Annotated in this window: 10 protein-coding genes; 5 read left to right on the top strand and 5 right to left on the bottom strand. The window is 64.1% G+C overall.

From position 1 onward, the window contains the following. Positions 1 to 66 precede the first annotated feature (66 nt). The 3 genes from EJ068_RS01070 to EJ068_RS01060 are packed head-to-tail and all read right to left on the bottom strand — an operon-like array spanning position 67 to position 2,671. On the bottom strand, positions 67 to 501 hold the full coding sequence (locus tag EJ068_RS01070) for a VOC family protein (protein WP_189342687.1): 435 nt from the start codon (positions 499 to 501) through the stop codon (positions 67 to 69). Positions 502 to 503: 2 nt separating this feature from the next. Continuing rightward, positions 504 to 1,238, bottom strand: a complete 735-nt coding sequence (locus EJ068_RS01065) for a FadR/GntR family transcriptional regulator (RefSeq protein ID WP_126082454.1) — start codon at positions 1,236 to 1,238, stop codon at positions 504 to 506. Beyond that, positions 1,235 to 2,671, bottom strand: a complete 1,437-nt coding sequence (locus tag EJ068_RS01060; RefSeq protein ID WP_189342686.1) for an FAD-binding oxidoreductase — start codon at positions 2,669 to 2,671, stop codon at positions 1,235 to 1,237. Before EJ068_RS01060 ends, EJ068_RS01065 begins: the two co-directional genes overlap by 4 nt. A 250-nt stretch (positions 2,672 to 2,921) precedes the next feature. On the opposite strand from EJ068_RS01060, the gene EJ068_RS01055 reads away from it, so the two are divergent. Next, entirely contained in the window at positions 2,922 to 4,100 is a 1,179-nt protein-coding gene (locus EJ068_RS01055) for a M24 family metallopeptidase (RefSeq protein WP_127252782.1), read from the top strand. 140 nt (positions 4,101 to 4,240) lie between these two features. Continuing rightward, entirely contained in the window at positions 4,241 to 5,314 is a 1,074-nt protein-coding gene (locus EJ068_RS01050; RefSeq protein ID WP_245463511.1) for an amidohydrolase, read from the top strand. A gap of 33 nt (positions 5,315 to 5,347) precedes the next feature. Here the strand turns inward: EJ068_RS01050 and EJ068_RS01045 are convergent, their stop codons facing one another. After that, on the bottom strand, positions 5,348 to 6,628 hold the full coding sequence (locus tag EJ068_RS01045) for a M23 family metallopeptidase (protein ID WP_129554444.1): 1,281 nt from the start codon (positions 6,626 to 6,628) through the stop codon (positions 5,348 to 5,350). Positions 6,629 to 6,931: 303 nt separating this feature from the next. Here EJ068_RS01045 and EJ068_RS01040 point away from each other — a divergent pair, with 303 nt between their 5' ends. Both EJ068_RS01040 and EJ068_RS01035 read left to right on the top strand, forming a co-directional pair. Continuing rightward, positions 6,932 to 7,933 (top strand): sterol desaturase family protein, encoded by a 1,002-nt coding sequence (locus tag EJ068_RS01040; RefSeq protein ID WP_128298495.1) that lies wholly within the window; start codon positions 6,932 to 6,934, stop codon positions 7,931 to 7,933. Further along, positions 7,930 to 9,066: a GNAT family N-acetyltransferase gene (locus tag EJ068_RS01035; protein WP_127386300.1), complete on the top strand. Its 1,137-nt coding sequence runs from the start codon at positions 7,930 to 7,932 to the stop codon at positions 9,064 to 9,066. Before EJ068_RS01040 ends, EJ068_RS01035 begins: the two co-directional genes overlap by 4 nt. 41 nt (positions 9,067 to 9,107) lie before the next feature. Here EJ068_RS01035 and EJ068_RS01030 read toward each other — a convergent pair whose 3' ends face one another. Then, entirely contained in the window at positions 9,108 to 9,575 is a 468-nt protein-coding gene (locus EJ068_RS01030) for a peroxiredoxin (RefSeq protein WP_127253595.1), read from the bottom strand. Between the two features lie 95 nt (positions 9,576 to 9,670). Between EJ068_RS01030 and EJ068_RS01025 the strand changes: the two genes are divergently transcribed. Beyond that, positions 9,671 to 13,078 (top strand): DUF3971 domain-containing protein, encoded by a 3,408-nt coding sequence (locus tag EJ068_RS01025; RefSeq protein WP_127253596.1) that lies wholly within the window; start codon positions 9,671 to 9,673, stop codon positions 13,076 to 13,078. Positions 13,079 to 13,128: the final 50 nt, after the last annotated feature.

Here is a 13,128-nt window from a genome sequence, read left to right as displayed (position 1 = left end):
TTTTCGCTCCTGTTGCAGACTTTCTCGTCTTTTCTTCAGGCGCCGCTCCCTTCAGCGCGGCGTCGTCTACGGCTGTTCGTCGTGGTAATCGCCAGGGCCGCCGTCGAGCCAGGCGTAAAGCTCCCAAAGCGTGTCGTCCGGGTCGGTGAAATAGGCGCAGCGCGCGTTCCAGACGTAGTTTTCCGGTGGGCCGTAGAAAGGCACGCCTTTGGCGCTCAATTCGCCATGCAGCCGGTCGATATCGGCAGGCGTGTCGAGCTGTACCGCGACGCAGACCTTGTGCGCATGGCTCGGCGATCGCAGCTTCGACACGCCGGTATAGCGGTTGATGTGGTCGAGTTCCCAGGCGGCGAGCGTCACGCCCTCGCCATGGAAGTCGGCAAACCCTTCGGCTCGGCGGCGCAGGCGGAAGCCGAGTTTCTCGACATAGAAATCGACCGTCCTTTCGATGTTTTCCACCAGAAGGCAGACGTCGGAGATGCGCGTGACGCTTGCTGGCATGGCTATTTCGCTCCGGTGTCTTTCGAGAGCGGCAGCTTGACGCCGACGCGGTTGGCGGCGCCGACGATATGCGTGCGCATCGCCGCCTCCGCCGCAGCCGGATCGCCCGCCACTAGAGCCTCATAGATGCGCACATGCTCGCCGACATTGATCTCGACGAGGTCGTGGAGCGGGTTCGTCATGCGCGCGTAGTGGATCGAGTGGCGGATCTGCTCGCAGACGAACGAGATGAAGGTGTGGATGTAGCTGTTGCCGGTGGCGCGCGCGATCTCGCGGTGGAAGAGCAGGTCGGCGTCGATGCTGCCTTCTTCCCAACGCTCCTCGCCGCCCATGCGGTCGAGCGCAGCCTTGATCGAATCGAGATGGCCCTGATTGCGGCGCGCCGCGGCGAGCGCAGCCGACTCGGCCTCGAGGATGCAGCGCAACTCGAACAGCCGCTCCATGTTGTGCGTGTCCTTGAGCGCCTCGCGGTCGATGCGGATCGCTGCTCGCTGCTCGGGCGCCAGCACGAAGGCGCCGATGCCTTGGCGCGCCTCGATCATGCCGTCGGCGCGAAGCTGGGCGATCGCCTCGCGCACGACATTGCGGCTGACGCCGAATTTTTCGGACAATTCCTGCTCGGTCGGCAGGCGCGCGCCGGGGTTCAATTCGCCGGATTCGATCTCGCGGCTGAGGAAGGCAGCGACCCGGTGCGGCAATGTCTCGACAGTGCCGATGGCGGCCAGTCTCTGCTTCATGGAAAAGTCTCCGTCGCGGGCAACAGGCAACCGGGATTCATCAGGCCCTTGGGGTCGAGTGCGCTCTTCAGCGCCGCGACCATGCGGCGATGCGCCGGCGAAAGCCCGGCCCAGAATTCCTTGCGGCGGCTGCGGCCGATGCCGTGCTCCGCGCTGATCGAGCCGCCGAGACCGACGGCGATTTCATAGAGCCCGGCGATGACTTCGGCGCCCCGGGCACGGGCTTCATCCTCGGCGAGTTCGAGCGGCGGCAGCACGTTGAAGTGGATGTTGCCGTCACCGGCGTGGCCGTAGGCGAGCGGGATCCAGCCGGGATGGTCATTCGCGACGAAGCGGCGGGCTCTTTCGCTGAGGCTGGGGATGTCGGAAATCCTCACCGACAGGTCGGTGCGCACATGATAGCCACGCTTGGCCTGGCCTTCGACCAGACCTTCGCGGATCGCCCAAAAACTCCTGGCCTGCGTCGTGCTCGCGGCGAGAACCGCGTCGGTTACCAGGCCATTTTCCATGGCATCGCCGAGGACGCCGGCCAGCAAGCTGTTGAGGTCGATAGCCGCGCTGGATGACAATTCGATCAGCACGTGGACGGGCGCTCCGACCGGCGCCCTCATCGCCGGGTCGATCAGCCGGGCAAGCTCGATGCATTCGGCGCCGATGATCTCGAAAGCGGAGACGAGGTCCGAGCAATCGCGGCGCGCCTGGTTGAAGAGCGCAACGGCCGCCTCGAACGAGGCAAGGCCGAGATAGGCGGTCTCGGTTCGCGCCGGTTTCGGAAACAGCTTGACCTCGACACCGGTGATGATGCCGAGCGTGCCTTCGGAGCCGATGAAAAGCTGCTTCAGGTCGTAGCCGCTGTTGTTCTTGCGCAGACCAGAGAAGCCGTTCCACAGTTCGCCGTCCGCCAGCACGACTTCGAGACCGAGGATCAGGTCGCGTGCCATGCCATAGCGCAGCACGTTGACGCCGCCGGCATTGGTCGCCGCATTGCCGCCGATCTGGCAACTGCCTTGCGCGCCAAGCGCGAGCGGGAAGAGGCATTCTTGCGCCTCGCAGGCGTCCTTGATCGTCTGCAGCACGCAGCCGGCATCGGCTTGCAGGGTGAAGTTGCCGGCATCAATCTGCCGGATGGCGTTCAGCCGCTCCAGGCTCAAGACAACCAGGCCGCCGCCTTTGCTGTCGATCGCGCCTGATACCAGCCCGGTGTTGCCGCCTTGCGGAACGATGCCGAGCCCAAGCTCGTTGCACAAGCGCATCAGGGCCTGGACTTCGCCGACCGAGCCGGGCCGCAGCACGGCAAGCGCTTCGCCGCGATAATCGCCCGCCCAGTCGCCCAGATATTTCGCCATTCCAGCCGGCTCGGCGGCAATGCCGTTTCGGCCGACGGCGCCTTCCATGGCGCTGAGTATTTCCGGCGAGAGGCGATCAACGGTCATGGAGATTTATCGATATCAGGTGATACATATCATCCTACAACTTACTTCGAGTCAATCGCTCTTTTGTTCGGCGAACAGGTCATCGGCTCGTTCAAGGCAGGTGGACCTGACCATTGCGGCTGGCAAGCCGAGACTGCTCGGTAGGCCCTGCCTATGCACCGTCCTGGCCGATTGTCGTCGCTCAAAACCACCGCAATGGTAGGACGATAGGGCTTCGTCCCCGACCAGATCGATCCGATGAGGAGAAAAGATGATTGAACTGCCTTTTGCCCGCGCAGAGTACCAGCGGCGGCTCGGAAAAATCCGCGCCGAGATGGCCAGGCGCAGCATCGAACTCCTGATCGTCAACGACGTCGCCAACCAGCACTACATCACCGGCTATGACGGCTGGTCGTTCTACACGCCGCAGGTCGTGCTTGTTCCCATCGAGGACGCGGAGCCTGTCTGGATCGGCCGCGCCATGGATGCGGCCGGCGGCTTGCTGACGGCCTGGGTGAAGCCGGAAAACGTCGTCGGCTTCCCGGAGGACCATGTCCAGCGGGCCGACCGGCACCCGATGGACTGGATCGCGGCCTGGATCGTCGCCAAGGGCTGGGGCAACCGTCCCGTCGGCATCGAGCTTGAAGCCTATTATTTTTCGCCCAAGGCGCATGCGCGGCTCGTCGCCGGCCTGCCCAATGCGAAATGGCACGACGCCGACCTGCTCGTGAACTGGATCCGCGCGGTCAAGTCGGCGCCGGAAATCGCCTATCTTCGCAAGGCGTCAAGACTGGCCGAGGCGGCGGTCGCGCGGGCCTACGAGGTCATCGCGCCGGGTGTGCGCGAATGCGACGCGATTGCTTCCATCCAGGCGGCGCAGATCGCCGGCAGCCCGGATTTCGCCGGCGACATCACCGCGCTGCCGCCGACGATCCTCGGCGGCGAAAACGCTTCCGCGCCACACATTATGTGGAGCGACAGGCGGTTCGGGAAGGACGAAACCATCGCGCTGGAACTCGCCGGCGTCTGCCGCCGCTATGCGGCGGGGCTAGCCAGGACGATGCAGCTCGGCAAGACGCCGGCGAGCGTCGCGGATACGGCAAAGGCGGTGATCGAAGGCATGGATGCGGTGCTCGACACGGTACGGCCGGGCACCACCGCCGAGGCTGTCGAAGCTGCCTGGCGCAAGGTCATTGCCCGTCACGGGCTGAAGAAGGAATCGCGTATCGGCTATTCGATCGGCGTTGCCTATCCGCCGGATTGGGGCGAGCACACGATCAGCCTGCGGCCCGGCGACAAGACGGTGCTGCAGCCCGGCAATGTCGTCCATTCCATCCTGGGCATGTGGATGGACGGCTGGGGCATCGAGGTCAGCGAAACCATTTTGGTGACCGAGTCCGGCAACGAGACGCTGACGAAGTTCCCGCGGGATATTCATGTCAAAACCTGACCGGCCGTCCTCGACGAGCGATGCCGCGCCCGACATCGATGCCGGAATTCTCGATCGGATGATCGAGATCCGGCGCCATCTGCACCGCCAATCCCGAGCTGTCGAACCGGGAGGCACGCACGCAGCGTTACTTGCGCGAGATGCTTGTAAAGGAAGGGATCACCGAGATCCGCGATGTCGCCGGCTACGGGCTTGCCGTCGACATCGTCGGCACCGGCCGGCCTTCGAACCGCAAGGTGGCTATCCGCGCCGATATCGACGCCCTGCCGATCGAGGAGGAGTCCGGCGTCGACTTTGCGTCCAAAAATCCGGGCGTGATGCATGCCTGCGGTCATGACGCCCACGCCGCGATGGGCTTTGCGGTCGCCGCGCATCTCAATCGCTCACGCGACAGTTTCGGCGGAACCGTTCGCCTCATCTTCCAGCCGGCCGAGGAAGATGAACCGTCTGGTGGGCGACGGGTGGTCGAGGAGGGGCTTCTCGACGACGTCGATGCCGCGATCTGCGTCCATGTCGATCCGTATACGCCGTCCGGCAAGGTGGCCGTCGGCCCGGGTCCCTACACTCTCGCCTGCGACACGTTCGATGTGCTGGTCACCGGCTCGGCGGCGCATGCGGCAAAGCCCTATGAAGGCATAGACGCGCTGACTGTCGCCTGCTCCATGGTTAGCGAGCTGCAGAAGATCGTTTCGCGTGAGACCGATCCCTATGATCCGCTGGTCATCTCGGTGACCGCCATCAATGGCGGCAATGCCTATAACGTCACTGCCGGCAAGGTCGCGTTCAAAGGCACCATCCGCAGCGGCAACGACGCCACTCGCGTGCGGACCTGGCGCCGGCTTCGTGAAGTGCTGGACGGAATAGCGGCAAGCCACGGCGCCAGCGTAAAGATCGACATCCGCCGGGGCGAACCGGGCGTCGTCAACGATGCCGGTATGGCCGCGCTCATCATGGCCGGCGCCAAAGCCAGCATTGGCGCAGACAATGCTCTCAACATGCCTGGATGGAGCATTGCCGACGACTTCGCTTACTACAGCGAGAAACGCCCGTCGGTCTATTTCCGGCTCGGCATCCGCAACGAGGGGGTAGGGTCAGTCTACCCACTCCACCATTCCAGGTTCCGCATCGACGAGACGGCGTTGAAGAACGGCGTCCTTACTCTGGTTTCGGCGGCAACGATGTACCTGGCCGGACAGGAGAATTACGGCGCTTAGCCGATCCGCAGGCGCCTTTGTCGGATAAGCCGGTCAAAGGTATTGCGCGACCTTCTTGCCGACAGTGAGGAAGCGTAGCGGGTCGACCGCCTCGCCATCGTGGCGCACCTCGTAATGAAGGTGCGGGCCGGTCGAGCGGCCGCTGCTGCCGGTCTTGCCGATGATGTCGCCGGCGGCGAGCTTCTGGCCGACAGTGACGTCGATCTCGCTCAGATGTCCGTAGCGTGTGGCAAAGCCGTTGCCGTGGTCGACCTCGACCATGCGGCCGTAGCCGCCGGCCCAGCCGGCCCTGGTGACGATGCCGGCGGCCGTGACCTTGGCCGGCATGCCGATCGGCGCCCTGAAATCCATGCCCGTGTGCAGGGCGGCGCTGCCCAGGATCGGGTCCGTGCGTACGCCAAACGGGCTGGTCACCGGATGGCCAGGGGCGGGGTTGGCGAGCGGCAGCTTGCGCGCCTCCTTCTTGACCCCGTCAAGCGCGTCGAGCGCCTCGTCCAGTTCCTTGACCTTGCTGTCTAAAACCAGCGTGGGATCGAGTGGCACCAGCGGGCCGCCGACATCGCTCTTGTTGAGCTCGCTGTCGACCGGCAGGCCCGCGGCTTCCAGCGCCTGGGTTATGGCATCGGCATTCTTGTAGGCGCTGTCGGCAAGCGTGGTAATGCGCGAGAGCTGCTGGCTCTCGATGGCCTTCAGCGATGCGTTGATCGAGACGAACAGCTTGTCGGCGCGGTCGGCAGCCGTTTCTCCATCGAGCGGATTGGACCGTGTCGACCAAAGCGAGAAGGGCCTGGTGTCACCGGCGCTCAAGGATGCGACGGAATAGGTCGGCGCCTGGGAGAGGCTGCCGGTGATCTCCGCGGGTTCATCGCGTTTGGCCGCCGCGGCGCCTGCCGCGGGCGCGTCTCCAACCTCGTTCTCGGCACGCTCGAGGATCGGGCCGAGCCGCCCGTGGCGCTCGCTGAGCTGGGTCTGCCTGGCCAAGAGCTCGCTGACCTTGGTTTCCATCAGCTGCTGGTCGAGAAGCTGGCGGCTGGTGATGCGGTCGACCTGGGCACGAAGGGCCGAGATGCGGTCCTCATAGGCCTGCTGCATGCGCGCCTGCCTGGCCGTCGTGGCGCCGATCAGGTCGTCGCGCAACACCAGATAGGACGTGGCAAGCAGATAGCCGATGGCGATCGCCGCCAGGGCCGAGCCGAGGAAGGCGGCGAGCCAGGGGCGGATGGTGAAATGCCTTATCTCGTTGCCGCGGGCGATGATGACCGTGTGCGGTTCCTTGCGCCTGCCGAAGACAGCTGACTGACCGGTTGGTTTCACGGGGACCAGGCTTTCGTTACGGGACCAACGACAAGCCTGATTACACATTATTAGGGTTAACAAAGGCTTGCCGGGTCGACCGCGCGGGGCCGAATGCACGCAGCACGGGCACGAAGTTGCGCGAAAATCTCCTGGACGCGCCGCCATGTCGCTAAATCGTTGGCAACGAACACTAATGTTCTGCCAGGAGCAGCCTGTAGCTCCCAGAGTAAGGCGCGGTTTCTTAACTCTCTTCGATTGCGTTTAGTTGACGTTTTTCGAGTAAAGGCGTGTTGGTGTTTGGGATTCACCGTGGCGGTAGGAATGCTGGACGATCTGGTTGGCAAGATCCTCGACAAGATATCGGGCACCAGTCTGCTGGCGACCGGGCTTTTGCTGCTGACTGCCTTTGTCAGCGCGCTTGTAGCCTATTGGCGCACGGTCGAGGAGAAGAGCTGGAAGGAGTTCTTCGAGTTCGTCATCCCGCATGAGGTCATCACCCATCCCTCCGCGAAGGCCGACCTTCTGTTCTGGGTCACGAAGAAGGCCCTGATGCCTTTCCTGATGCTGCCCGCCGGAATCGTCTTCGTCACCGCGGTGGGGTACGGGACCAACTGGCTGTTTTCGACACTGCTCCACTTCCAGCAGCCTCTGACCGAGGGGCCGGCAGGGCCGGTGACGGTTCTGATCTTCACCGTCAGCATGCTCCTCGCCTACGACATTTCCTATTATCTCTATCACGTCGCCCAGCATCGCTATCCACTGCTTTGGGAACTGCACAAGGTGCATCACTCGGCCGAGGTGATGGTCGGGATCACCAAGGACCGGGTCCATCCGCTCGACGAGTTGATGAACCGAGCCTGGGACGGCATCATCGTAGGGTTCTGCTTCGGCATCTGGTCGCTGATTTCGCTGAACCTTGTCGAACTGACCGTTTTTGGCGTCAACGTCTATGTCATGCGTAACATCCTGATGATGGATTTCGTCAGGCACACGCATTTCAAGATCTCGTTCGGCCCGCTCAACCATTTGATCCTGTGTCCCCACTGGCATCAGTTGCATCACAGCGTCGATCCGCGCCACTACGACAAGAACTTCGGGCTGCTCTTCTCGTTCTGGGACCGGCTCTTCGGAACATTGTGTGTGCCGAGGCCCGACGAGGACTTCAAATTCGGGCTGGTCGACCGCGATGTGCGCGACTATCAGTCGCTCGCAGGCCTCTACGTCATGCCGCTGAAGCGGATGTGGGGACATATCGCCAGGCGCATCCGGCCCGGAAAGCCACGGTCGCGCACCTCGCGAGCCTCGGAGGGGACACGGCCATGAACGGTCCCGTTGTGCTCGCAATCCCGCGGACACACACCTTCGAAGTCGTGACGTCGGCGGCGCGCCTGGCCGAGATCGCACCGGCCTGGAGGGCGCTCTGGCAGCGGGCTGGTGGACTTGTCTTCCAGCACCCGGACTGGATTGCGGCCTGGTGGCGCACCACCCCGCAGCAGGAGCGGCGCGCGCTCAGGATTGGGCTTGCCTGGAACGGCGACCGGCTCGATGGCGTGATAGCGCTCGCGACCTTCAGGCGTTCCGGCATCCGCATACTCGAATGGGCGGCGAAGGATCACAGTGATTATGGCGACGCGCTGGTTGCACCCGGCAGCGACCCGCGGGCGGTCTCCCGCCTCTGGCAGTATGTTTTTGACCAGGGTGGCTTCGACCTGATCTATCTCAACCGTCTGCTGCCGGATGCCGGTGTTCATGCCCTGCTGGAACCGGCTCATGGCAAGGCGCTTCGGCCCAATCACCGCACCGAAATCAGCTATCGTGTCGCTGGCTCCTGGCAGCGTGGGGCGGAATGGTTCGAGACGTTGTCCAAGAAGGGCCGGCAGAACTATCGTCGTGGCCGCAAGTTCATGGAAGAAAGCGGTGCATTGCGTTTCCGGCTGCTGGACGCGGCGGAGCCGCGAGAGCCGGTGCTCGAGCGCGTCGCGACGTTGAAGCGGCTCTGGCTCGCTCGCCATGGTCGCGCCTCGGATCTGTTCGATAAGGGCTCGCCGGTTCTTGCCGCGCTTACTTCGGTGCTGGCCGACCTCGGGCTGTTGCGCATCTTCGTGCTGGAGCTCGACGACACGATCGTCGCCGTCTCGATCAATTTCGAGCAGCACGGCACGATGATGGCTTTCGTCACCACCTATGATCCCGAATACGAGCGCGCCTCGCCGGGCATGGTACTGATGATGGACTATATCCAATGGTCGTTCGACCGAGGTCTCGCCACGGTCGATTTTCTCTGCGGCGGCGAGGATTTCAAGCGGCGCTTCGCCACGCAATCAGTCACGCTGTCGTCCATGATGGGTGCGCGCGGTTTGCGTGGCCATCTTGCCGCGCTGGCCGATCAAGCGAGCCATCGTTCGAAATCCTGGAGGGCGCGGCGGCAGCCGAAGGCCGAGGCACCGGACGAGTAACGACCATAATTGTCGATTGCTTTGGTGGGCTTTGGCGACGCTCAGAGCGCGTGCACTGCCTCGAGCACCTCTTCGGCATGGCCCTTGACGCGCACCTTGCGCCAGACGCGAGCGATGCGCCCGTCCTTGCCGATCAGGAAGGTGGCGCGTTCGACACCCATATATTTGCGCCCATACATCGTCTTCTCGACCCACAAATGATAGGCCTCGATCACCTTGCGCTCCTCGTCGGCGACGAGATCGACGGTGAGATCGTGCTTCGCCTTGAATTTGTCGTGTTTCTTCACGCTATCGGGGGACAGCCCGATCACTTCGACGCCGGCCTTCTCGAACTCCGGTTTCAACTGCGAGAAGCCGATCGCCTCATTGGTGCAGCTTGTGGTGTCGTCCTGCGGGTAGAAGTAGAGTACAACGGGCTTGCCCCGAAGCGCGGCGAGACTGAGGGAGCCGCCGCCGTCACGCGGAAGATCGAATTGAGGCGCTGCGTCGCCCACCTCGAGATCAGCCATATCGATGCCCTTGTTTGCGGTTACGCGTGGGAACGCATCGATATAACGTGAGGCGGGGATTCGTCCATGACGAGTTCGTCACAACGGAAGATTGCTTGGATCAGGAAGACCCGCAGCACGAGAAGATCAGGTTCAGGCGTGACGAGATCACCGACCTGGCGAAGCTCCCGTCCGCTTGCAGCGTGCCGCCGCTTGGCCGCGCGGTGGTGCGGCGGCGCTTCCGCGTCCTCGGCCGCGTGTTTGCCGGGCTTTGCGCACTCGTGCTTCTGGCGGCGGCGGGCGTCTATGTCCTGGGGGCCTCGGGCATCGGCACGGAACGGCTCCGGGCCGAGGCGGAGACCGCCATCGAGAAGCTGGCAGGGGTCGATGTCAATGTCACCGTCGGCGCGGCGCGGCTGACGCTGGACGGATCGAGCTTCATTGCCCTGCAGGTGAACGATGTCAGCCTCAAGACGGCTGACGGCAAGCCGATGGCCGATATCGGGCGGGTGCGTTTCGGCATGCGCCTGCTGCCGCTGCTTTCCGGCGATGTCCGGCTGACCAGCGCCAGATTCTCCAACGCCCACATCGTCGTGGCGGCCATGCCTTCCGGCGGCGGTGACTGGACGGCGGCGCTGCGCAACGAGAACGGGCTTGTTGACCCGGAGAAAGTGTCGGCGGCGGCGTTCGCAAGCGTCAACGACGCGCTGGATACCGTGCGCGAGGACTCGATACGCCAGATCGATTTGCACAACGTCGAGTTCGAATTGCCGGACACAGGGCTCGTCAAGCGCGTGACCGTCACCTCGGCAACTGTCGCGCAGACCGGTACCGGGCGCATGCAGTTCTCCTACGATGCCGATGTCGACGGCCGGCACGCGACTCTGACCGCAACCGCGACCCGCGATGCGACGGCAAGGCGGATCGCCTCGCTGGATGCCAACATCGAGATAGAAGGCGCGGGCACCTCCGGCGAGGGTGGTTCGACCGAGGCTGCCCCTGCGGCCGATGGCGCTAGACTAGGTTCGATCGCGCTGAAGCTTTCGGGCTCGGAAGCGTCGGCCGACAGCCCGTCGCGACTGGCGGCCTCGCTCTCGCTCACCGGCTCCGTGCTCGACCTGGACGAACGCGGGCTGCTGCCTCTCGACGTCGATGCCGATGCCACGCTGATGGCCGGCTCGAACAAGATCTCGGTCGACCGGCTGCTGATCAAGAACGGTCGCTCCAGCTTCGACTTTGCCGGGTCGATCGGGCCGAAGCCGGCAGCCGCCGGGGAGGAGCCCGCATACCGCTACGACCTGACCAGCGACGGCTCGACGCTGGCGCCTTCGGAATCGCCCGAACCGGCGCTTCGGTTCCTGGCCCGCATCGCAGGCGTCTATCAGCCAAAGAGCCGCAAGCTCGTCGCCGAGCAGATCGGCGTCCGGTCCGGCGGATCGGGCGAAGTGCTGGGCGCGGCCACCGTCGCCTTCGTCGACAACGGTCCTCCGGGCGTGTCGCTGTCGCTCAACGTTCACGGCATGCCGGTCTCGCATGTGAAGCAATTGTGGCCCTGGTTTTCGGCCCGCAATGCGCGGCTTTGGGTGCTGGGTAACCTGTTCGGGGGTACAGTGACCGACGCCAACCTGCAGTTCCAGGTGGTGCCGGGGCGCCTGGGCAATGGCGTGCCGCTCACCGGCGACGAAGTGTTCGGCCGTTTCCAGATCGAAGGCTCGCGCTTCGATACCGCCGGGCGCATCCCGCCGGTTCGCGACGCGGTCGGCGTCGTCGCGTTCCACGGCAACGATGTCGACATCGCGCTCTCCTCGGGCAGCGTCTACATGCCGAGCGGCCGCACCGTGGCGGCAAGCGGCGGGACGCTGACGATCAAGAATGCCAATCGACCGATCGTGGTCGGCGGGCTCGACATCGACGTCGCGGGTGAGGCGCCGGCAATCGCCGAGCTTGCCTCCTACGAGCCGATCAATGCCATGCGCCATGTCGGGCTGGCGCCCGAGGACCTGTCCGGCACCGTTACCGGCCACGTCAGGGCAGACATTCCGCTGACGAGGGGCATGGACACCTCGAAGCTCGATTGGCTGGTTTCCCTCGACTATCAGGACCTGTCGCTCGCCAAGTCGTTCGAAGACCAGACCGTTACCGAGGCGGACGGCTCGATAACAGTGGGGCCAAAGCAGGCGGTGATTTCGGCGGATGCCAAGCTCAACGGCATTCCGGCCGAGCTCGATCTGGTCGAACCGCTCGCCGATGACGGGCCGGCGCGCAGCCGCAAGGTCACGCTGATCCTCGACGACAAGACGCGCAACGCCAGCATGCCTGGGCTGTCGGACCTGCTTTCGGGAACCATCAAGGTGGCGATCGACAAGAGCGGCGAGGACGCCCAGCAGGTCTCGGCGGACCTGACCAATGCCAGGCTCGACATTCCCTGGGCGGGCTGGAGCAAGGGTGCCGGCATTCCGGCCAAGGTCGCATTCAACATGGCAAAGTCCGGCAGCACAACCACGCTGTCGGATTTCGCTCTCGACGGAAAAAGCTTTTCGATCGACGGCAATGTGACGCTGGTCAACGGCGCGTTGTCTGCGGCCCGCTTCAGCAAGGTTGCGTTGAACCGAGGCGACGACGTTGCCGTTTCGGTCAAGCGCGCCGGCAAGAGCTACGCGGTCGACGTCAGCGGCGCGTCGCTCGACGCCCGCTCGCTGATCAAGCAGTTCACCTCCGATGTCGACACCGCCACCAAAGGCGCCGGCAGCGACGCGATCTCGGTGAGCGCCGATGTGGCATCGCTGACCGGTTTCCACGACGAGGTGCTTTCCAATCTGAAGCTCGAATACAGCGCGGCCGGATCGCGAGTGAACGGGCTCAACGTCACCGCCGCGGCAAGCTCGGGCGCCCCGATCACGATCAACAACACCACCAGCGAAGGCGGCCGGGTGCTCAGGGTGAAGTCGGCCGACGCCGGCGCGATCCTGCGTTTCCTCAACGTCTACGAGCATATGGAAGGCGGCGCGATCACGCTCTCGCTCTCGGGCGCCGCCGACGGGCCGATGAAGGGACAGGTGGATGCTCGCAACTTCTATGTCGTCAACGAGCCCAAGCTGGCCTCGATCGTATCGACCACGCCGGCCGGCGATACGCGCAGCCTGAACGAGGCCGTCAAGGGCAATATCGATACGTCCAGGGTGCAGTTCGAGCGCGGCTTCGCCGAGATCGACAAGGGGTCCGGCTATCTGAGGCTGGCGAACGGCCTGCTGCGCGGTCCACGTATCGGCACGACCTTCCAGGGAACGCTCTATGATCCGAACAACAACATGGACATGACCGGCACCTTCATGCCGGTCTACGGTCTGAACCGTATCTTCGGCGAATTGCCGCTGTTCGGGCCGCTGCTCGGCAACGGACGCGACCGCGGCCTGATCGGCGTCACCTACCGGCTGCGCGGCAATGCCAACAAGCCGACCCTCAACATCAATCCGCTATCGGTGGTGGCGCCCGGGATATTCCGCTCGATCTTCGAGTACCGGTAAACTCGATCCCGAAAAGCGGTCTCCGGTTCGGGAAGGACGGCGATCGAGAG

Origin of the sequence: Mesorhizobium sp. M2A.F.Ca.ET.043.02.1.1 (assembly GCF_003952405.1) — a bacterium.
Classification (GTDB): domain Bacteria; phylum Pseudomonadota; class Alphaproteobacteria; order Rhizobiales; family Rhizobiaceae; genus Mesorhizobium.
The sequence above is the reverse complement of the archived record's forward strand: the minus strand, read 5'-3'. Positions and strand labels throughout refer to the sequence as shown.